Annotated in this window: 17 protein-coding genes and 1 pseudogene; 5 read left to right on the top strand and 13 right to left on the bottom strand. The window is 62.9% G+C overall.

Annotated features, from left to right (window positions below):
• Window positions 1-20: 20 nt before the first annotated feature.
• Window positions 21-767 carry an RtcB family protein gene (locus JC607_RS06790; RefSeq protein ID WP_198836188.1) on the top strand — a complete coding sequence of 249 codons (747 nt, stop codon included), beginning with the start codon at window positions 21-23 and terminating at the stop codon, window positions 765-767.
• A gap of 38 nt (window positions 768-805) precedes the next feature.
• Here JC607_RS06790 and JC607_RS06785 read toward each other — a convergent pair whose 3' ends face one another.
• Window positions 806-1,768, bottom strand: coding sequence for a methionyl-tRNA formyltransferase (locus JC607_RS06785; protein ID WP_198836187.1), 963 nt, complete (start codon window positions 1,766-1,768; stop codon window positions 806-808).
• Between the two features lie 116 nt (window positions 1,769-1,884).
• The gene (locus JC607_RS06780; protein WP_198836186.1) at window positions 1,885-3,342 is read right to left on the bottom strand and encodes an aldehyde dehydrogenase family protein; all 1,458 of its coding nucleotides are present in this window, start codon (window positions 3,340-3,342) and stop codon (window positions 1,885-1,887) included.
• Between the two features lie 196 nt (window positions 3,343-3,538).
• On the opposite strand from JC607_RS06780, the gene JC607_RS06775 reads away from it, so the two are divergent.
• Complete coding sequence (locus JC607_RS06775; protein WP_092898213.1) at window positions 3,539-4,624, top strand: substrate-binding domain-containing protein; 1,086 nt, start codon at window positions 3,539-3,541, stop codon at window positions 4,622-4,624.
• A gap of 7 nt (window positions 4,625-4,631) precedes the next feature.
• On the opposite strand, the gene JC607_RS06770 is transcribed toward JC607_RS06775, so the two are convergent.
• The 3 genes from JC607_RS06770 to mgtE are packed head-to-tail and all read right to left on the bottom strand — an operon-like array spanning window position 4,632 to window position 7,098.
• Complete coding sequence (locus JC607_RS06770; protein WP_198836185.1) at window positions 4,632-5,189, bottom strand: hypothetical protein; 558 nt, start codon at window positions 5,187-5,189, stop codon at window positions 4,632-4,634.
• Window positions 5,186-5,731 carry a 5-formyltetrahydrofolate cyclo-ligase gene (locus JC607_RS06765; protein WP_198836184.1) on the bottom strand — a complete coding sequence of 182 codons (546 nt, stop codon included), beginning with the start codon at window positions 5,729-5,731 and terminating at the stop codon, window positions 5,186-5,188. Before JC607_RS06765 ends, JC607_RS06770 begins: the two co-directional genes overlap by 4 nt.
• Window positions 5,728-7,098: a magnesium transporter gene (gene mgtE, locus JC607_RS06760; protein ID WP_198836183.1), complete on the bottom strand. Its 1,371-nt coding sequence runs from the start codon at window positions 7,096-7,098 to the stop codon at window positions 5,728-5,730. The genes JC607_RS06765 and mgtE overlap by 4 nt, the downstream gene beginning before the upstream one ends.
• Before the next feature lie 165 nt (window positions 7,099-7,263).
• Between mgtE and guaD the strand changes: the two genes are divergently transcribed.
• Complete coding sequence (gene guaD, locus JC607_RS06755; RefSeq protein ID WP_198836182.1) at window positions 7,264-8,538, top strand: guanine deaminase; 1,275 nt, start codon at window positions 7,264-7,266, stop codon at window positions 8,536-8,538.
• A gap of 151 nt (window positions 8,539-8,689) precedes the next feature.
• Here guaD and JC607_RS06750 read toward each other — a convergent pair whose 3' ends face one another.
• Window positions 8,690-9,970, bottom strand: a complete 1,281-nt coding sequence (locus JC607_RS06750; RefSeq protein ID WP_198836181.1) for a hypothetical protein — start codon at window positions 9,968-9,970, stop codon at window positions 8,690-8,692.
• Between the two features lie 51 nt (window positions 9,971-10,021).
• Between JC607_RS06750 and JC607_RS06745 the strand changes: the two are divergent.
• Window positions 10,022-10,660 (top strand): annotated as a pseudogene (locus tag JC607_RS06745) (IS5 family transposase); the annotation flags it as partial.
• Between the two features lie 426 nt (window positions 10,661-11,086).
• Here the strand turns inward: JC607_RS06745 and JC607_RS06740 are convergent.
• On the bottom strand, window positions 11,087-11,710 hold the full coding sequence (locus tag JC607_RS06740; protein WP_198836180.1) for a nicotinate-nucleotide adenylyltransferase: 624 nt from the start codon (window positions 11,708-11,710) through the stop codon (window positions 11,087-11,089).
• Window positions 11,711-12,760: 1,050 nt separating this feature from the next.
• Here JC607_RS06740 and JC607_RS06735 point away from each other — a divergent pair.
• Complete coding sequence (locus tag JC607_RS06735) at window positions 12,761-13,033, top strand: hypothetical protein (protein ID WP_198836179.1); 273 nt, start codon at window positions 12,761-12,763, stop codon at window positions 13,031-13,033.
• Window positions 13,034-13,645: 612 nt separating this feature from the next.
• Here JC607_RS06735 and JC607_RS06730 read toward each other — a convergent pair.
• From JC607_RS06730 to JC607_RS06705, 6 genes are all read right to left on the bottom strand, one after another.
• Entirely contained in the window at window positions 13,646-14,500 is an 855-nt protein-coding gene (locus JC607_RS06730; protein ID WP_198836178.1) for an ATP-binding cassette domain-containing protein, read from the bottom strand.
• Complete coding sequence (locus tag JC607_RS06725) at window positions 14,497-15,333, bottom strand: ABC transporter ATP-binding protein (protein ID WP_198836177.1); 837 nt, start codon at window positions 15,331-15,333, stop codon at window positions 14,497-14,499. The genes JC607_RS06730 and JC607_RS06725 overlap by 4 nt, the downstream gene beginning before the upstream one ends.
• Before the next feature lie 4 nt (window positions 15,334-15,337).
• Complete coding sequence (locus JC607_RS06720) at window positions 15,338-16,240, bottom strand: ABC transporter permease subunit (RefSeq protein WP_198836176.1); 903 nt, start codon at window positions 16,238-16,240, stop codon at window positions 15,338-15,340.
• Window positions 16,237-17,244 carry an ABC transporter permease subunit gene (locus JC607_RS06715; protein ID WP_198836175.1) on the bottom strand — a complete coding sequence of 336 codons (1,008 nt, stop codon included), beginning with the start codon at window positions 17,242-17,244 and terminating at the stop codon, window positions 16,237-16,239. Before JC607_RS06715 ends, JC607_RS06720 begins: the two co-directional genes overlap by 4 nt.
• A gap of 78 nt (window positions 17,245-17,322) precedes the next feature.
• Window positions 17,323-18,927 (bottom strand): ABC transporter substrate-binding protein, encoded by a 1,605-nt coding sequence (locus JC607_RS06710; protein WP_198836174.1) that lies wholly within the window; start codon window positions 18,925-18,927, stop codon window positions 17,323-17,325.
• Window positions 18,928-19,088: 161 nt separating this feature from the next.
• On the bottom strand, window positions 19,089-20,261 hold the full coding sequence (locus tag JC607_RS06705; RefSeq protein WP_198836173.1) for a Xaa-Pro peptidase family protein: 1,173 nt from the start codon (window positions 20,259-20,261) through the stop codon (window positions 19,089-19,091).
• Between the last annotated feature and the right edge of the window lie 21 nt (window positions 20,262-20,282).

Raw genomic sequence — 20,282 nt, 5'->3', positions numbered from 1 at the left:
TCATCGGGGGCTCGCGCGCGATGGGGCGGGTGGCGATTGTCACCCGTCAGGGATTACGCGGCCCGGGCGGGCATCTGTATAAGGAGGGCATGGCGGTGGCAGAGAAATTCCGCCGTGTGCTGTCTCCGGCCACGCTGAAGCAAAATGCCTGGATCCCCGCCGATACCGATGAAGGCCACGCATATTGGGAGGCGCTGCAGATCATCCGCCGCCGGACCAAAGCCAATCACAACGCGCTGCATCAGGCGGTGGTTGAACGGCTGCGGGCAAATGCGGGAGAGCGGTTCTGGAACGAGCATAACTTCGTTTTCCGCCGCGAGGATCCGGTTCATGGCGAAGTCTTCCTGCACGGGAAGGGCGCGACCCCGGCCTGGGGCGACTATGCCGCTGACGCCACCGGCCTGACCCTGATTGCGCTGAACATGGCCGAGCCGGTGCTGGTGGTGCGGGGCCGCGATGCCGGCCGCGCGCCGGGCTTCTCGCCGCATGGGGCCGGGCGCAACTTCTCGCGCACAGAACATCGCCGCCGCCATGACGGCCTGTCGCCGGCGCAGATGATGGCGACCGAGACGGCGGGGCTGGATATCCGCTTCTGTGCCGGGGTGGTGGATGGTTCGGAACTGCCCTCGGGCTATAAGCGCGCGGGCGCGGTGACGGAGCAGATCCGCGACTATGGTCTCGCCGATGTGGTCGATTGCATTGACCCTTACGGCTGCATCATGGCCGGCGATAAGCCGCCGCCCTGGAAGATGCGCAATCGGCGCTGAAGAGACCGCCCGGACCGTAAGGCCCGGGCGGTTTTTTGTCATTCGGCAGCGGTGCGCAGCCCGGCGTCATAGCTGTCGATGCGGTCGCCGATCGCAAGGCCGAGGCGGCTGGCATATTCTGCCGCGCTGAGCTTCTCGCCCTGGGCGGTGCGGACGCGGCCGATCTCGATCAGACCACCTTGCAGCGCGACCTGGACCTTGCCGCCGTCGATCCCGGCGATGGTGCCGGGCTTGCCTTTCACATCGGCAAAGCGGCGGGCGGAGATCAGATGGCTGTCATAGATGCGGATTTTCTCGTCGCCGACCAGCATCCAGGCGCCGGGCGCCGGATCGCAGCCCCGGATCAGGTTATGGATATCGATCGCATGGGCCGACCAGTTGATCCGTGCCTCGGGGTCGCGGCACCAGCCCTCATAGGTGGCCAGGGCCTCATCCTGCACGGTCTCGCTGTGTTTGCCCGCAAGGATCAGGTCAGCGGCCTCGAGCATCGCGGCCACACCCATCGGGAAAAGCCGGTCGAAATAGACGGTGCCAAGCGTGTCATCAGCGCTGATCGCTGTGGTCTTTTGCAAAACGATATCGCCCTCATCCAGCCCGTCATTGGGGCGGAAGATCGTCAGCCCGGTCTCAGTCTCGCCCCGGATCAGCGGCCAGCTGATCGCGCTCGGGCCGCGATATTTCGGCAAAAGCGAGGGGTGATAGCAGATGGCACCATGTTTCGGGATGGTCACAAAGCCCTGCGGCGCGAATTGCAGCACATAGGCCATGACGGCGAGGTCGACATTCAGCGCGCGCAGCGCCTCTGCCGCCGCGTCGCTGGTCAGATTGGGGAGCTGCAAGGTCTTCACCCCCTTTTCTTCGGCTGCGAGCCGCAGCGGATCGGGTTTCGCACCAGGCTTTTCGGGTGCGCAGAAGACGGCGGCGACATCATCGCCACGCGCGAGGAAGGCTTCAAGAACGGCTTTGCCAAAGGCCTGCTGGCCGATGATCGCGATACGCATCGGGAGATCCTTTATGGGAATTTGGGAAAAGCGGGGTCCGCCACCCTGGTCGTGACCAGTCAGACGGACCCCGAAGTCAGCCTCGGGAACAGGCTTCAGGGAGTTCGGGTGTCAGGTCAGGCAGGTCCGGTATTGATCCAGACCACCTTCGGTTCGGTGAAATTGGCGATGGCCTCTTCGCCATGTTCGCGCCCGAAACCGGAATCGCGCACGCCACCCCAGGGCAGCCGGATATCGGTCGGGCCATAGGTATTGACCCAGACGGTGCCGGCCTTCAGCTTGCGGGTGAAGCGGTGCGCGCGGGTCATGTCAGAGGTCCAGACCCCGGCGGCGAGGCTGTAGACGGTGCCATTGGCAAGGCGCAGCGCATCCTCATCATCTTTGAACGGGACCACTGCCGCGACCGGGCCGAAGATCTCTTCCTGCGAGATGCGCATGTCGTGACGGACATTGGCGAAGACGGTCGGCTCGATGAAATAGCCCTGGTCGCCATGGCGGGCACCGCCGGTCACGATCTCTGCGCCCTCGGCCCGGCCGATCTCGATATAATCCAGAATACGGTTCATCTGCACTTCCGAGACCACCGGCCCCATCGAGGTGCCCGCCTCCTGCGGATTGCCGAGCCGCATGCCTTTGGCCCGGGCCGCGAGCTTTTCGGCCACCTCGTCATGGATCGATTCATGGACGAGGATGCGCGAGCCGGCCGAGCAGACCTGCCCGGTATTGAAGAAGATCCCCGAACCCGCCGCCCGCACTGCCGCATCGATATCGGCATCGGGGAAGATGATATTGGCGGATTTCCCGCCGAGTTCGAGCGTCACGCGTTTCAGGTTCCCGGCCGATCCTTGCAGGATCTGGCGCCCGACAACCGGCGAGCCGGTGAAGGTCACCTTGTCGATATCGGGGTGATCCACGATGGCCTGGCCCGCGACCTTGCCAAAGCCCGGCACCACATTCAGCACACCCGGCGGCAGCCCGGCTTCCAGCGCAAGCTCGCCCAGCCGGATCGCGGTCAGCGGCGTGATCTCTGCCGGTTTCAGCACCACCGTGCAGCCACAGGCCAGCGCGGGTGCGATCTTCCACATGCCGATCATCAGCGGGAAGTTCCAGGGGATGATGGCGCCGACAACACCCAGCGGCTCGCGCACCGTATAGGTCAGCGCGTCCGGGCGGGCAGGGGTCACAGTGCCGGTGATCTTATCGGCCCAGCCTGCGTAATAGGTGAGCGTGTCGATCACGGCCGGCAGATCCTGGCGGCGGATCGCGGAAACCGGCTTGCCGGAATCAAGGCTTTCCAGCTCGACCAGTTCTTCGCTGTGGCTCCGGATCACCTCGGCGAAACGCAGAAGAAGCGCGCCACGGTCGGCGGCGCGCATAGGGGCCCAGACCTCTTCAAACGTCTTGCGCGCAGATGCGACGGCGAGATTGACATCCTCGACCCCGGCTTCGGCCACATGGGCAAGATGGGCGCCGGTTGCGGGGTTCAGCGTCTCGAAAGTGCGGCCCGAAAGCGCGGGCCGCGTCTCGCCGCCGATCAGCAGCGGATAGATCCCGCCGGTCTTCTGGTCGAGCATAGTTCCCTCCATCATATGCACGTCAGTTCATATATTGACCGGGCGATCCGCTCTCCTCCCGGAATCGCCTGATGAAAATAAGCTTACTCCGGTGAAAAATTATGTGAATATGATATGGGTTACATGACTCACCGGCCAAGGTCCGGAAAGCTTGTGCCGGACTTGCAGGGTGAAGACATGAACAGGAGTTCATAAGATGGACAGGTCAGTCAGGGTTGAAATCGCGCCGGTCTGGGCGTTTCAGCGCCGTGAGACCCAGGAGCGGCTGGAGATCACGCTGGGCTTGCTGTCGGATATTCGCAATACCGGCAAGCTTTCGGTCGCGGCGGCCAGGGCGGGGATGTCTTACCGCCATGCCTGGAATCTGCTGGTCAAATGGTCGGAGTTTTTCGGCTCGGATCTGGTGGAGCGCAAGCAGGGCAGCGGCACCAGCCTGACGGCCTTTGGCGACAAGCTGGTCTGGGCGGCGGAACGGCTGGAAGCGCGGCTGCGGCCTTTGCTGCAAAACCTGGCGCAGGAACTCCAGACCGAGGTGAACCAGACGCTTGCCAGCGGGCGGCTCGAGCTGCGGGTGCGTGCAAGCCATGGTTTCGCGGTGCCGAAACTGCGTGAGCTGCTGGCGCGGGATTTCGAGGGCAGCGTTGATTTCCGCTATGTCTCGAATTCGAATTCCCTGGTTTCGATGGTGGAAAACACCTGTGATCTTGCCGGGATGCACCTGCCGCAGGGCGAGCTGCGGGCGCGCACGCTCGCGATGACGCGCGGCTGGCTCGACCCCGAGGAACATCGGGTGATCTCATTCGTGACGCGCGAGATGGGGCTGATTGTGGGTAAGGGGAACCCGCTGGGGATCACCCATTGCCATGATCTGACGCGCTCAGGCGTGCGGCTGGTGAACCGTGATCCCGACAGCGGCACGCGGATCCTGTTCGATCAGCTGCTGGCGCAGCACCAGGTCCAGGGCGCGGCGATCAACGGCTATTCGCATTCCGAATTCACCCATGCGGCGGTAGCGGCCTATGTCGCCTCGGGCTTTGCCGATGTGGCCTTTGGCGTCGAGGCGGCGGCGCGGCAGTTCGGGCTCGATTTTGTGCCGGTGCTGACGGAAGACTACGTGTTTATCTGCCACCGCCGCATCCTCGACCACCCGGCGATGGAGCGGGTGCTGGCGGTGATGCGCGGGCCGGAATTCGCGCGCGAGATCTCGCAGCTGCCGGGCTATCAGGTGAAAGAGCCGGGTAAGGTCAAGACGATCCGCGAGGTGTTCCGCGCGCGCGGCTGATATGGCGCTATTCAAGCGATTTCAGCTGGCTGACCCGCGATGTATTATCCGTCAGATCAAAGGCTTCGGTCGATATGGCCAGCATGGCCGACGGCGCGAACAGAAGGCTCGCATCCATCATCTTCCGGCCCTCCGCCGCCGTCATCACCTTGTGGATCCGGAAGGCGGTATAGATGCAGTCTTCCCAGGTCACCGCCTCTTCGCCCAGCACCCGGATGGTGAGCGAGACTGTCACCGGCGCTGCTTTTTGCCGCGTCATCCGGCCCTGCAGGGTGATTTCGCCGCCCTGATCCCGGATCGCTTCTGGCCCGGGTAAGGGCAGGCGCGCGCTCCAGTCATAGCTGATCCGGAAGCCCGGCGCCTCGCTCGTCAGCGGCCAGAGACCATCCGCCATGCGCGAGGTGATCTGGCCGCTGCGATAGGTCAGCACATCATCCGTCAGGTCGAGATATTCGAGCGTGGCACCGTCGGAATAGACCGCGCGCGCGGGCAGGTCCTCTGCGGTGAAGCAGCCGGCGGCTGCGGGGCCCGCGGCGAAGAGGCCGAGGACCAGGCCGCGGATCACCCGAAAAACCTGACACCGCTTTCAGTGATCATGACATCGAGACGCTGATCGGTGCTGTCGATCGGCACCTCGGCCATCTCCTGCGCGTCAAAGGCGAAACCGACTGCCAGCGTCGGGCGCCGCGCGCGCAGGGCTTCGAGCGTGCGGTCGTAAAAACCGCCGCCATAGCCCAGCCGGAAGCCGCGCGCGTCAAAGGCCAGCATCGGAACAATCAGGATCTCGGGTTCCAGCCAGCCACCCTCGGCCGGGATCAGCGCTTTGAAGGTGCCCTCGATCAGGGGGGCACCCGGGCTCCATTCGCGAAACCTGAGCGGCTGGTCGCGGCCCGGGATCACCGGCAGGCAGAGCGGGCCCTGATGTGCCGCCATGGCGGGCAGGGGGTCGATCTCGGTCCGGAAGGGCATATAGCCCGACAGCACCTTGCCGGCATGTGCCGCCAGATAATCCGCCAGCAGATCCGCTGCCTGACCTTGCCCTTTCGCATAGGCGAGTGCGCGGGCTTCAGCAGCCTGTCTGCGGATTTCAGCTTTGAGTTCTTTCACAACAGCACCAGTGCAGCGAAGCCAAGAAAGGCGAGATAGCCCATCACATCGGTGAGTGTAGTCACAAAGGTTCCCGAGGCAAGCGCCGGGTCCATCCCCATCCGGTTAAAGGCAAGCGGCACCAGAACCCCGCCCGTTGCCGCCACAACCTGATTGCAGATCATCGCCATCGCCAGCACCGATCCAAGCCAGGGGTCGTGGAAGAACACCACGGCTGCAAGGGCCAGAACCAGCGCGAGGAAGATCCCGTTCACCATTCCTGCCCGGAGTTCGCGCCAGATAACCCGCCGGGCATTGGCCGGCGTCAGATCGCGGGTCGCAAGCGAGCGCACCGCCACCGCCAGCGACTGCGTACCCGCAATCCCTCCGGTCGAGGCCACAATCGGCATCAGAGCCGCCAGCAGCACCAGCGAGGCAATCACCCCTTCGAATTGTGAAATCACCAATGCGGAAAGCGAGGCGGTGAAGAGATTGACCACGAGCCAGGGCAGGCGGCTTCTGACCGTCGCGATCACCCCGTCCTGGATCGAGCTCTCATCCGAGACACCGGCGAGGCGCAGCATGTCTTCTTCATGTTCTTCGTCGAGCACATTCATCGCGTCATCAATGGTGATGACGCCAACCAGCCGACCATTCTCATCCACCACCGGGCAGGAAATCAGGTGATACTGGTTGAAGTAATAGGCGACATCGGCCTCTTCATCGGTCGCCCTGACGGTGCGGAAACTTTCTTCGGTGATGTCTTTCAGCTTTGCATCGCGCGGGGCCGAGAGGATGCGGCCAAGGGTGACATAGCCGATGGGGCGCATCCTCGGATCGGCGAGGATGACATGATAGAACTGGTCGGGCAGCCAGTCGGCACCGCGCAGAAAGTCGATCGTCTCGCCGACATTCCAGTGCTCGGGGGCGATCACCACCTCGCGCTGCATCAGACGCCCGGCGGAATATTCCGGGTAAGACATCGCCTGTTCGACCGCGATCCGGTCGGCATCTTCCAGCGCATCAAGGATTTTTTCCTGCGCGGGCTCGTCGAGATCTTCGAGAATATCGACCACGTCATCGGTGTCGAGTTCGCGGACGGCCTCGGCTACCACGCTGTCAGGCAGCGATTCGATCACCTCTTCGCGGATCGACTCGTCGATCTCGGACAGCACATCGCCGTCGATGCCGCCATGCCAGAGCGCCAGCAGCCCGCTGCGGTCCCCCGAGGAGATCTGCTCAAGGATATCGGCGATATCGGCGGCGTGCAGGGGATCAAGCAGCAAATCAAGCCGCGCGGTATCCTTTGCCGCAACGGCTTCAAGCACCTGGGTCAGGCGTTCGGCGGCCAGTTCCTCGTCGTCGCGCTCCTGGACCGTTTCCCTCATGGACACTCCTTCACCGCACTCTCCGGACACCGCATTCACCGGGTTTACCGGAAGCCGTATGCGGGAAACAGGGGGCAAGCGCCGGATTTCCTTTCGCTGATGACGGCTTATTGTAACATGGTGGCGGTGTTTCGCTGACAGGATGTGAACGGATCGGAGAGGCGAATGGCGGATCTGCTGCTGGGACAGGTGCTGAGTTTCACCGGGGACCCCTTTGTGATCGGCGAGGCTGCGGCGCAGCATCTGAGCCGGGGCGCGGTGCTGGTCGACCAGGGCCGGATCAGGGCGGTGGGGCAGGCGGGCGATCTGCGTGCGGCCCATCCCGGCGCAAGCGTGCATGATTACGGTGACTGCCTGATCTCGGCCGGGTTTATCGACGCACATGTGCATTACCCGCAGACCGCGATAATCGCCTCCTGGGGCAAGCGGCTGATCGACTGGCTGAACCTCTATACCTTCCCCGAGGAAATGCGCTTTGCCGATCCCGCCTATGCGGAGGAGATCGCGGGGCGCTATCTCGATCTGGTGCTGGCGCGCGGCACCACAACGGTCTGTTCCTACGCCACGATCCATCCGGCCTCGGTCGATGCGATTTTCGGGGCCGCGCAGGCAAGGGGGATGCGGGTTTTCGCGGGCAAGACCTGTATGGACCGCAATGCCCCCGAGGGCCTGCGCGACAGCGCGCAATCCGCCTATAATGACAGCAAGGCATTGCTGGAGAAATGGCACGGCAGGGACCGGCTGTCCTATGTGATCACGCCACGGTTTTCGCCGACATCGACGCCTGAACAGCTGGCGGCGCTTGGGTCGCTTTGGCGCGAGCACCCCGATTGCCTGATGCAGACGCATCTCTCGGAACAGACGGATGAGATCGCCTGGGTGAAAGACCTCTTCCCGCAATCGCGCGATTACCTCGATACTTACGAGACCCAGGGGTTGTTGCGCGAAGGCGCGGTCTACGGCCATGCGATCTGGCTGACCGACCGCGAAAAGGCGCGGCTGCGTGAGGCCGGTGCTTCGCTGGTGCATTGTCCGACCTCGAACATGTTCATCGGCTCGGGGCTTTTCGACATGGGTCTTGCGCGGCATTTGCGGGTCGGACTGGCCACGGATACCGGCGGTGGGTCGTCATTTTCCATGCTGCGCACCATGGCCGCCGCCTATGAGGTGGCCCAGCTGCGCGGCGAGGCGCTGCATCCGGCGCAGCTCTGGTGGCTGGCGACGGTCGGCTCGGCCCGGGCGCTGCATGCCGAAGGGCAGATCGGCAATATCGCCCCCGGGATGGAAGCCGATCTGGCGGTGATCGACCTGACCTCCACCCCGGCCATCGCCCAGGCCGCCGCCCGCGCCGAAACCCTCTGGCAGGCGCTGTTCCCCACCGTGATGGTGGGCGACGACCGCGCCATCCGTGCGGTCTGGGTCGGAGGCAGGCCGCGCTGAGCGGGTGTTGGCAACCAGCCAAAAAAGGGGAAGCATGCGCAAAGGCGTCAAGTGAAAACAGCATGAGACCTGCGGTCAGGGAAGCAGACGACTGACCTCGGCGCGGGAATAAATCCTCGCACTGCCGCCCACAGGCCCGATTCCGCTTGCGTCAAGCCAGGCCTGAAGCGCCCCCCCATCCCAAACCCGCCGCTCCTCCCAGAGCGCGAAAGCTGATGAAACGTTCATGGAAGGCCTGCCTGTCCGCCGCGCTCATTCGCACCTGTGCATTGCCCCGCGCCCCGCGTAGCTGCTGGCACGAGACGCTATCGCGACGGACGAAGGTCATGAGTTCACCAGGTCGCAGCCCCAGCGAAAAGGCAAAAGTTTCAATCGAAATCGCCTCTCCTTCCTGTTCCAAATGGCCAAGATTGATCAGGATCGAGGCAAAGCCGGACCGCTGTAAATACTTGCCAACCCGCGCAATCCGCCCGGAGCGGATGTCGTCGATGATCTCGGGAAATGTCATCTGCAACCGGTCAGAGGCTTCCGTCAGACTGCACCAGTCATGCAGGACGAAAGATATCGGCTCTGCGCCATGCAACAGATCGTCGATCAGATCCTGCGCCGCCCAAACGTCCCAGAACCCGCCCTCAACGGGCTGCAGCAAGCCCTCATCTCGCATTTGTTTAAACTGCCGCGTTGAAAGCGAGAGAGCTTTGCAGAATTCAGGCTCGGCGAGGCTCTGCGGGAAAAGCGCCTTCGCTTCAGCCCTGCCGATCAGCCTCCATTCCGGCGGGCAGCTGCGGTCTTCGCCAATCGCCGCGATGACCTCAGTCTCGGGGATTTGCAGCAGATGCGCCACTGCCCGCACCCCCATACGCCCAGGGTGCAAGACGGGTTCTCCAAGCACCTCATCCCCCGGCGCGAGCGGCCAGGTTTCCAGAATATGGCGCTGCAGGATACTGCGAAACGGCCGCATTTCCTCGGGGCAAGGATCGCGGGCGAGCACATCGTAAAGGCCGCCAAAGATCTTGCGTGGCCCTTCGCCGGAATGCCCCATCAGATGTTGCAATCCGACCAAGGCCGCGCAGAGATCCGCGTCTCCACCGGCGCATAGCCGGAAACCGATAGCGGCAGGCCACCAGTGCAGATCCTCTCGGATCGCGGTTGATCTTCGCAGCTTCGTCGCAATTGCCGCCCGGCCAAGTTCGAAACAGAATTGCGCCGCCGCATGAAGGTCGAACTGATCAAGCCATTGGCCTGGCTCAGATTTCCCCTCAAGACGCCCCTGGAACCAAAGCTCGAAACCGGAAGGATCGCGCGCCTGGGGCCGCGCAATTGCGGATAGGTCCAGGTCTGCCAGTCGCTCGGCGACATCATGGCGATCGAGCCTGTCCTGAGTGGTCCACAGCGCGACCAGTGGTCTCTTATGATCAAGACAGATTGTCATGAAGGGCAATGACCAGATGCCTCGCAGTCCCGGGCCTGCTTCAATACAGTCATGGTGTGGCGCGGCCCTAAGACTGGGGGTAACGGTCGGCCGGCGGTCTTCAGCGATGCGGCCATTCAGTTCTGCCTCATGGTGAAGGTCCTCTTTGGCCTGCGGCGCCGACAAACGACCGGGATGGTGGCGAATATTCTGTCGAGGGCTGGCCTCGATCGGCCAATGCCGGAATTTCTATCCTGAGCCGCAGGTAAAAACGGATCACTGTGCAGATATCGAACTGCCCTGCGCCCGGACCTGCCGGTCGACAGTATAGGGATCAGATTTCTGGGTGACGGCGAATGGCTTACGCGCAGGCATGGCACACAGCGCCGGGGCCAACATCGCAAGGTTCATCTGGCGATGGACGCGGCTACCGGCGACATCCAGGCCGCAGAGTTCACCTCGAGCGACAAGGGCGACAGCCCTGAGCTGCCCCACCTGTTTGGCCAGATCCCCCCTGATGAACAGATCGGCACCGGAACCGGAGATGGGGTCTTCGACGCCCGGCCTTGCCACGCCGCGATCCTGGAGCGCGGCGGCACCGCAGTCATGGCAGGCAACCAGCGCCTGGCTCAGGGCGTTTCAGGCCGAACCTTTCAGCGCGGATGGGCCGGGTTCGGGCAGATTTTTGAGCGAGCCCGTCTGCCCGCCCGCCGATTGGCATCTGCCCGCCAGGACTGCGTGGGGTCCAATGGGCCTGCGCAGGAGAAACTAACTCAGAAAGTTATTTGATTTTAATAGGTTATCTTATGATTTGGCTTAGGGTATCCGGCCTGTAGGTTGGTGCATCAATGCATTATGTCCGGAGCGCCAGGGGTAAGCTGTGGGCAGATTCATGAACCGATATGATCGGCACATGGCGAGCAAGAGCTATCTGACGCGCGCTGATCAGCTGCATCGCGGCACACCCGCAATGTGTTTCATCGCCCGCCCGGTCAGCCCGCCCGGTCAGCCCGGCCCGTCAGCCACGTACCGCGATGTGTTCTGGCGCGTATATCTGACCTCACTGACCTGGCCCCCTGGACCTCGCGGGGGCAGGCCCCATTTCATCTGTCCTGAAATATCCCGGGGGAGGCTCCATCAGGAGCCGCGGGCAGCACCCGCCGCTGACCCCCGCCAGCCGCCCTTCGCCCGGATCTCGGTCGATGAGGCATCATTCATCGGCAGATTGACGAAAACCCAGGCCGGAGGCTTCATCCGCGCAAGGTTCTCGCCGCGCCCGACCCGATTGCCGCCATAGATCTGCGCCGCCGGCGACAGCCGTGCGCGCAGACCCGCCCCTGGTCGTGCGAGGACACCAACCGGCACCGTCTCCATGATCCGCCGCCAGCGGTCCCAGCGGTGGAAACTCGCGAGATTATCGGCCCCCATCAGCCAGACAAAGGTCACGCCCGGATAAATCGCCCGCAGCGTCGCGATGGTATCCGCGGTAAAGCGTGTGCCGAGGCGCCGCTCGAGATCGGTGATCCGCACCTTCGGATGCCGCATCACCCGCCGCGCCTGTTGCAGCCGCACCGAAAGCGGCGCCGGCTGACGCGCCTTGAGCGGATTCCCGGGCGAGACCAGCCACCAGACCTGGTCAAGCCCCATCCGCTTCATCGCCTCACGGGTGATATGGGCATGTCCCTCATGCGCCGGATCGAACGACCCGCCGAGAAGACCCACAACCATGCCGCGTGTCGCGAGAGGAAAACCCTGTGCCATAGCCGGGTTCATATTTCATTCATGACGGATATGGAAAGATGGATAGAGGCGCCGTCCGGGAAAACAGTGCCGGCATTCCGGGTTGTCGCCGCGCGCCAGTGCCGCTCCGGATGATTACGTCATCTCTGGCCTGCCTGTGCAAGGACTGCCTGTGCAAGGCCTGTCTGAGCAAGGACTGCTGCGCAGCCCGGGGGCGCATCCGGCGGTAACTATGGGGCGGGCCTGACTTTGCCCGACCGCAGAGGGCGTGGCGGGCAACAGCCGCCAGCTTCTGCCCTACGGCATATTATCGGTGACTTCATGGCGAGCGAACAGCATCAGCCCGAAGCGCCCGCTTTTCCCACTGCGGGCAGGCAAGGTGGCGGCGGTGCTCCTGAACTCCGCTTCCCCCCGTCGAAAAACCTGTGGCGATGCGGGTGACACTGGCGCGGTTTTCTGCGGGGGCGGGACGCGGCCAATCTGTCACCTGCGGGTTCCACGCATTTTTCGCGGAGCGGTGTTTCCAGGTGAGCGCGTGTGAGGCGCGCGCCGTCCGTGAACTGGCCCGCATTGCCGAAGAGACCGCATGCCCGGAAAAAATGATGCAGATCGCATGTGAGCCTGGCATATGCAGGGCTCAGATCGAACAGGATCTGGCATTGCCGGTTACGGATCACCAACACCGGGAAAACCTGGCACAATAAGCGGGAAAGCTAAGCCGGACCCGGGCAACATTCCGCCCGACCTGCAAATCCCGGTGGGGCCACCAGCCAGAGCCCATGACCAGGGCCGTGAAATGCCAGTTATGGCGGTCCAAACCCGGAGTACGGGGCAAGGCAGGAAGCGTCCGTGTCAGGCCGGGGTGGCTCCCGGGGGGCAGTCAGGTGCCAATCGACGCCGCAGGCGTAACGCTTGTGGCAAGGGGGGGCATGCGATGGCCTTTGAGCGCCGCGCATGCCCCCTGGCCAATCATCGGGCTGGGGAAGATCTGGCGCATCCCCGGACCGGCTGTTGCAAAGACCCTCAGCTCACGGAGCGCATTGGCCGGGGAACCACCCGGGATCTGCGTTTATGACCGTGACGTTCCTGGCGGAACAAGCTGACGCGTTTTCCGCTTTCATCCTGGCGCATGAGTTCCAGTTTCAGGGCAAGAAGATCAAGTTCCGCTTGCTGCTGGAAATCGACATCGCTTGTGTGGACCCCGGAGGTGAGCATTGCAATGATGGCAGCAAAGGTGATGTTGCCCGCGATTGCATAGGTCACGACAATGCCAAAGATACCAGATCCGAGGCTATAGGCGGCGCCGGCTGCGAAAGCTCCGGCAAGTGTTGCGGCGGCGAGTGAGACAAGAAACATGGCATCCTCCTCTTAGGTATTGCTTAAGACTCGGTAACCAACTGTGGGTTGAGTATCACCTGGATATTGTGGTCACATTGTGGCGACAATCTGGCCATTTCATCCGTTTTTCTCATCGGCAGAAAGTCGCATCAGTTCTGGCCTGCTCGGGGTCTTCGACTCGCCCGCCCGGCACCTTCCGCAGGGACTTTACGATGACAGCGCAGGCGCCGGCGGATCATATGGCCGGCATGGCGAGCGCCCGGCCACGGACAGTCACAGAAGCGGGACAGAAATGTGCCGCAAGGTCACTGCGCAGAGATCGGAAATCCCCCGAATATTCCGCGCCCGGGCACCGGCGGCAGTCAGTCAGAGCGCGAGATGCAGCGCGGTCGCCGCCCGCCGTCCCGGTGGTGCTTTCTCGCATAATGCGCAGAAATACCGAGCTCCAGGCCAGGGTTGTACCCCCGAGGGATGGGTTTCCCCCGACAGCAACCAGCGGCGGCGCCTGCAAAATCGCGAGGGGGCAGGGCAGTCAGCGCCGCCACAGCAGCGGCTGACGGAGGTCGGGCGCAGATTGCGCCCGTCCGGGGATCTTGCCGGGGCTATCCGGGCAGTGCTTCAGCGCGGCGCGCCTGCCGCCTCGCGCGCGGCCTGGCGCTTTGCCACCCGCGCGCGGATTGCCTCGACATCGGTGACCGGGGTCGCGGCGAAAAGCTGGCGGGTATAGGCATCGGTCGGATTGGCGAAAACCGCCTCTCGCTTGCCCTGTTCCACCGCCAGGCCCTGGCTGATCACCATCACATCATCCGCAATATAGCGCACCACAGACAGGTCATGGCTGACGAAAACATAGGTGAGCCCGAATTCCTCCTGCAGATCGGCGAGCAGGTTCAGCACCTGCGCCTGTACGGACAGATCCAGCGCCGAGACCGGCTCGTCCAGAACCAGCAAAGACGGGTTCAGCATCAGGGCGCGCGCGATTGCGATCCGCTGCCGCTGCCCGCCCGAGAACATATGCGGAAAGCGGTTGAAATGCTCGGGGCCAAGGCCAACCCTGACCAGCATCGCCTCGGCCAGGGCGCGGCGTTCCTCGGCCGCGATCGCGGGCCGGTTGATCACCAGCGGCTCCATCAGCACCGAGCCGATCTTCTGGCGCGGATTGAGGCTGCCATAGGGGTTCTGGAACACCATCTGAACCTTGGAGCGCAGCACCGGATCGGGGCGCTTCAGGGCGATATTGACCGGCTGGCCTTCGATCAGGAGATCCCCGCCAGAGGGGGCGTCGATCAGCGCGATGATCCGCGCCAGGGTCGATTTGCCCGAGCCGCTTTCGCCGACAATCGCCAGCGTCTTGCCCTTTTCCACCGAAAAGCTGACGCCTTTCAGCGCCTGGACGGTCTTTGAGGCGCCGAACAGGCCGCCGCCGATGTGATAGTCCTGGGTGATATTCCGGCCTTCAAGAACCACGCTCATCGCACCGCCTCCCCGAAGAAATCAGAGACGGTCGGCAGCCGGTCGCCGGTCGCATTCTCGGGGAGAGCCGACAGCAGCGCCCGCGTATAGGGGTGCTTCGGGGCCTCGAACAGCGAAAGCACATCGGCCTCTTCCATCTTTTTGCCCTGATATTGCACCACCACCCGGTCGGCGGTTTCCGCGACCACGCCCATATCATGGGTGATCAGGATCAGCGCCATGCCGTATTCCTCCTGCAGATCCATCAACAGATCGAGGATCTGCTTCTGGATCGTCACATCGAGCGCGGTCGTTGGCTCATCCGCGATCAAAAGGCGCGGTTTCGAGGCAATCGCCATGGCGATCATCACGCGCTGACATTGCCCGCCCGACATCTGATGCGGATAGGAGGTCAGCTTTTCCTCGGGCAGGGGGATGCCGACCTGGCGGAACAGCTCCAGCGCGCGGGCGTGGGCATCACGGCGCGACATGCCGAGGTTGAGGCGCAGCACCTCTTCGATCTGGAACCCGACCGTGAAGGATGGGTTCAGCGAGGCAATCGGCTCCTGGAAGATCATCGTGATCTCACGTCCGATCAGCTGGCGGCGTTCGGCCTTTGTCATATGCAAAAGGTCGTGGCCGTCATAGCTCATCTCATCGGCGGTGATGGTGGCGGTGTCGGGCAAAAGCCCCATCACCGCCAGCATCGAGACCGATTTCCCCGAGCCACTCTCGCCCACGATGGCCAGAACCTCGCCGCGGTCGACCTCTGTATCGATGCCGTCGACGGCGGTGAAAGAGCCGGTCGAGGTGGCAAAACGGACCGTCAGATTGCGGATTTTCAACAGCGCCATCGTCTCAGCTCCGCTTCAGTTTCGGATCAAGCGCATCGCGCAGCCCGTCGCCCATCAGGTTGATCGCCAGCACCGAGATCAGGATGGCAAGGCCCGGGAAGGTGACGATCCACCAATGGCTCAGGATGAATTCCCGCGCCTCGGCCAGCATGGTGCCCCATTCGGCGGTCGGCGGCTGCGCCCCCATGCCCAGAAAACCAAGCGCTGCGGCATCCAGCACCGCCGAGGAAAACGACAGGGTCGCCTGGACGATCAGCGGTGCAAGACAGTTCGGCAGGATCGTTCTGAACATCAGCCGCAGATTGCCCGCACCCGAGACCCGCGCCGCCGAGACGTAATCGCGCTTCAGCTCTGACATCACCGCCGCCCGGGTCAGCCGCGCGAAATGCGGCTGATAGACGATGGCAATGGCGATCATCGCATTGGTCAGCCCTGGCCCCAGCACGGCGACCAGCACCAGCGCCAGCAGCAGGGACGGGAAGGCAAGGATCACATCCATCACCCGCATGATCACCACATCGACCCAGCCGCCGAAAAAGCCCGAGATCAGCCCGATCACGATACCGCCGACCAGCGCGATGGAAACCACCACCACTCCGATGAACATTGAATATTGCGAGCCCTTGATCAGCCGCGACAGCATATCGCGGCCAACGGCATCGGTCCCGAGCCAGAAGTCGGAATTGCCGCCCGCAGCCCAGGCGGGCGGCAGTTTCTCCATCCCGCGATATTGCATGGTCGGGCTGTGCGGCACGATCAGATCGGCAAAGCAGGCCATCAACACCAGCAGGATAAAGACGCAAAGCCCGATCACCGCGCCGCGATTGCGCGAAAAATAGAACCAGAACTCGGCCAGCATCCGGCGACGGATCTGCGCATCGGTGAGTTTGACGAAAGTGTCGCTCATTTGTTGCGGATCCTCGGATTGATGAGGCCATAGGTCAGGTCGACCAGCAGATTGACCAGCATGACGACGCCCGCGACCAGCAAAAGGCCCGACTGCACCGCCGGATAATCACGGCGCGAGATGGAATCGATCATCCATTTGCCGATCCCCGGCCAGGAGAAGATCGTCTCGGTCAGAATGGCACCCGCCAGCAAGACGCCGATCTGCAAGCCGATGGTGGTGACGACCGGGATCATCGCGTTGCGCAAAGCATGGACGCCGATCACCCGGCGCGCCGGCATCCCCTTGGCGCGGGCGGTGCGGACATAATCCTCGCCCAGCACCTCCAGCATGGCAGACCGCGTCTGCCGCGCGATCACCGCCAGCGGGATCGTGGCCAGCACGATGGAGGGCAGGATCAGGTGATGCAAAGCCGAGGCGAAGGCGCCTTTCTGGCCCGAAAGCAGGCTGTCGATCAGCATGAATCCGGTGACATTGGGGAAAAAGTACATCAGCGAGATCCGGCCCGAGACCGGCGTCCAGCCCAGGTTGCCGGAGAAGACGATGATCAGCAGCAGGCCCCACCAGAAGATCGGCATCGAAAAGCCCACAAGCGCCGCCGACATTGACAGCTGATCGAACCAGGAGCCGCGCTTGATCGCGGCCAGTACGCCAATCGGCACGCCAACCAGCGTCGCCAGCACGATGGCGACAAAGCCAAGTTCGATGGTCGCGGGGAAAAGCGTCAGGAATTCGGACAGAACCGGTTTTTTCGTCACCAGCGAATTGCCGAAATCGCCCTGAAACAACCGTCCGACAAAATCGAAATATTGCAGGACGATATTCCTGTCGAACCCAAGCTGCGCCGAGATCTCGGCATGGCGCTCGGGCGAGACGCCACGTTCGCCCGCCATCAGCAGCACCGGATCGCCCTTCAGCAAACGCGGGAAGGAGAAGGCAACGATGGTGATCCCAAGGAAGGTCGGCACCAGATACAATAGTCGTGAAAAGATGAAACGGATCATACGCCTCTTTCCCGCTGAAAGAGACGCGCGGAGAAGGCCATGCCTTCCCGCGCGTCCGGGTGGTTTATCCTCGGCGGATTACTCGGCGATATCGACAGTGTCGAAGGTGTAATCGCCAAGCGGGCTCTGGACGAAGCCGGTCACTTTATTGCTCATCGGCACATATTGCGTCGAATGGGCGATGGTGAACCAGGGCGCCTGATCCTTGAAGATGACCTGGGCCTCTTCATAGAGTTTGGTGCGCTCGGCCTGATCGGACGAGACCTTGGCTTTCGCCAGCAGCGCCGAGAACTCTTCATTACACCAGAAGGCGCGGTTCGCACCGCCTGGGGCCGCACCGGCGCAGCTCAGCAGCACCGAGAGGAAGTTGTCTGGGTCGCCATTATCACCGGTCCAGCCAAGGATGACGGCGCCTTTGCGGCCCGGCTCCATCGACTTGTCGAGATATTCGCCCCATTCATACGAGACGATCTCGGCCTTGACGCCGACTTTCGACAGGTCTTCCTGCATCATCTCCGCGGTGCGGCGGGCATTCGGCATATAGGGCCGCTGCACCGGCATCGCCCAGATCTCCATCGTGAGACCGGAGACGCCCTCTTCTTCCAGCAGCTTCTTCGAGGCTTCCGGATCATAGGGGTCATCGGTGATGGCATCGTTATAGGACCACATGGTCGGCGGGATCGGGTTCTTGGCGGGTTCGGCATGGCCCTCGAACACGGTGGCGACAATGGCCTCTTTGTTGATCGCCATGTTCAGCGCCTTGCGGACCTTCGGATTGTCGAAAGGCGCCAGCGTGGTGTTATAGGCCAGATAGCCGACATTGAGGCCGGCCTGTTCGTCCATCTTCAGGTTCGGATCCGCCGCGATCCCCGCGAGGTCAGCCGGAGCCGGGAAGGGCATCAGATGGCATTCGCCGGCTTTCAGCTTTTGCAGACGCACGGCCGCATCCGGGGTGATGGCGAAAACCAGATCGTCGATCAGCGCGGGCGTTCCCCAATAGTCGGGGTTCTTCTGATACCGGATCACCGCGTCTTTCTGATAGGCCACGAATTTGAACGGGCCGGTGCCGATGGGCGCGTTGTTGAAATCCTCGCGGGTGCCGGCGGCGTCCAGCGCATCGGCATATTCCTTCGACACGATCGACATGAAGGGCATGGCGATATTGGCGATGAAGGGGGCTTCCGGCTGGTTCAGCGTCACCTTGACGGTGTAATCATCGACCTTCTCGACCGATTTCACCAGGTTCGGCATATCCATCGAGGTGTAATATTCGTAGGTGATGCCCGGGATATACTGGTGCCAGGGGTGATCCGCGCTGGACTGACGCTCGAAAGAGAAGATCACGTCATCGGCGTTGAAATCACGGGTCGGGGTGAATTTGTCGTTCGAATGGAACTTCACGCCCTTGCGCAGGTGGAACGTATATTCGGTGCCGTCTTCCGACACATCCCAGGACTCTGCGAGCGCCGGTTCGGCTTCGGTTGTGCCCTTCTTGAATTCGGCGAGGCGGCTGTAAACCGGGTGCGCGCCGGCGTCAAAAGTGGTGCCGGCGGTATAGGGGGCCGGATCGAAGCCCTCGGGCGAGGCCTCCGAGCAATAGATGAAGGTTTTCGCCATGGCGGGCGCTGCGGCGCTGAGCGCCAGCGCCGAGGCAGCAATCAGGCTGCGCGAGAGAAGCTTCATAAGTGGTTCCTTTCACTCACTGTTGACGGTTTTTTGTTCCGGATTCGTGCCAGATGTCCGGACTGTATTCTGTTTGCATACATCGCCAGAATGTCGATGTTCCACTTTATTTGGCCGAAAAGCGAACGAAATTCCTGCCAGAATGACGGGCCTGTCAGCATTCAGTCAAAAGGCCGGTCCAGGCTGACTGATGGCGGGCAGAACCAGCGCGGGCCGTCTTCCGCCATCCAGGCAATATCCTCCAGCCGGATGCCGCATTCGCCGTAAAGGCAGAGCATCGGTTCGATTGAAAAACACATGCCGGGGGCGAGCGGAGTCCGGTTGCCTCTGACGATAAAGGGCTCTTCATGAATGTCCATCCCAAGCCCGTGCCCGGTGCGGTGGGGCAGGCCGGGAACCGCGTATCCGGGGCCGAAACCGGCAGCGGTCAGGCTGTCGCGCGCGGCGATATCCACGGCCTCGCAGGGGGCTCCGATCCGGGCTGCCGCAAACCCCGCGGCATGGGCCGCATGCTCATATCCCCATAGCGCGCGCTGGCGTGCGCTTGGCGTGCCGAAGACGTAACTGCGGGTGATGTCTGAACAATATCCGTGCAAAACCCCTCCCATATCGATCAGAACCATATCGCCCTCAGTGAGGATCTGCGGTTCGGGCACGCCATGCGGATAGGCGGTGGCCGCGCCGAATTGTGCCGCCGCGAAAAGCGGTTTTACCCCGAGCGCCTTATGCGCGGCCGAGATGAAAGCGCAGGTCTCGGTGGTCGATATCCCGGCGCGCAGGTTCTGCCAGACGGCCTTCTGGACCTGATAGCTGGCCTCCATCGCGGTCTGGATGATAGCGATCTCGGCTGCGGATTTCACCTGGCGTAAGGCCGAGATCAGCGGTTTCGCCACCGTGATCCGACCCGCCATCGCGGCTTGCAGAGGTGCCGCGAAGAGCCAGGGCGTTGCGGGGTCAAGCGCCAGGACCGCGCCTTCGCCCGCGATCCGGGCGACCTCGGCTGCGATCAGCGCATAGGGGTCTTCGTCTTCCTGCCAGGTGGCTATAGGCCCGTCTTCGCGCAACAACGCCCGAAGCTTCGGCGCTTCAAAGGTCGGGCTGATATGAACCGGCGCGCCCCGGGCGGGGATCAGGGCCCCGTGAATCCGCTCTGAAAGGCCGAGACTGTGGCCGAGGAAATAGTTCAGCGAGGATGAGGCATCGAGCCAGACCGCGCCGATATCCGCCGCCCGCATCCGCGCCTGCAAAGCCCCGACCCGCGCCGCATATTCCGCGCCGCCAATTGCCGGAACCGAAACCGGACGAAATCCGTCAAGCGCCCTGTCAAAGCTCATCTTCTGCCACTCCCCGGCTGA

It is taken from the genome of Paracoccus sp. IB05 (assembly GCF_016405985.1).
Classification (GTDB): Bacteria; Pseudomonadota; Alphaproteobacteria; order Rhodobacterales; family Rhodobacteraceae; genus Pseudogemmobacter.
This window is presented reverse-complemented; position numbering and strand designations above follow the sequence as displayed.

Coding starts and splice junctions, on each gene's coding strand:
- JC607_RS06720 (WP_198836176.1), bottom strand. CDS start 16,240: ATGAGCGACACTTTCGTCAAACTCACCGATGCGCAGATCCGTCGCCGG.
- guaD (WP_198836182.1), top strand. CDS start 7,264: ATGGCGGATCTGCTGCTGGGACAGGTGCTGAGTTTCACCGGGGACCCC.
- JC607_RS06730 (WP_198836178.1), bottom strand. CDS start 14,500: ATGAGCGTGGTTCTTGAAGGCCGGAATATCACCCAGGACTATCACATC.
- JC607_RS06715 (WP_198836175.1), bottom strand. CDS start 17,244: ATGATCCGTTTCATCTTTTCACGACTATTGTATCTGGTGCCGACCTTC.
- JC607_RS06705 (WP_198836173.1), bottom strand. CDS start 20,261: ATGAGCTTTGACAGGGCGCTTGACGGATTTCGTCCGGTTTCGGTTCCG.
- JC607_RS06785 (WP_198836187.1), bottom strand. CDS start 1,768: ATGCGTATCGCGATCATCGGCCAGCAGGCCTTTGGCAAAGCCGTTCTT.
- JC607_RS06710 (WP_198836174.1), bottom strand. CDS start 18,927: ATGAAGCTTCTCTCGCGCAGCCTGATTGCTGCCTCGGCGCTGGCGCTC.
- JC607_RS06780 (WP_198836186.1), bottom strand. CDS start 3,342: ATGCTCGACCAGAAGACCGGCGGGATCTATCCGCTGCTGATCGGCGGC.
- mgtE (WP_198836183.1), bottom strand. CDS start 7,098: ATGAGGGAAACGGTCCAGGAGCGCGACGACGAGGAACTGGCCGCCGAA.
- JC607_RS06750 (WP_198836181.1), bottom strand. CDS start 9,970: ATGACAATCTGTCTTGATCATAAGAGACCACTGGTCGCGCTGTGGACC.
- JC607_RS06740 (WP_198836180.1), bottom strand. CDS start 11,710: ATGGCACAGGGTTTTCCTCTCGCGACACGCGGCATGGTTGTGGGTCTT.
- JC607_RS06725 (WP_198836177.1), bottom strand. CDS start 15,333: ATGGCGCTGTTGAAAATCCGCAATCTGACGGTCCGTTTTGCCACCTCG.
- JC607_RS06790 (WP_198836188.1), top strand. CDS start 21: ATGGGGCGGGTGGCGATTGTCACCCGTCAGGGATTACGCGGCCCGGGC.
- JC607_RS06775 (WP_092898213.1), top strand. CDS start 3,539: ATGGACAGGTCAGTCAGGGTTGAAATCGCGCCGGTCTGGGCGTTTCAG.
- JC607_RS06735 (WP_198836179.1), top strand. CDS start 12,761: ATGACCGTGACGTTCCTGGCGGAACAAGCTGACGCGTTTTCCGCTTTC.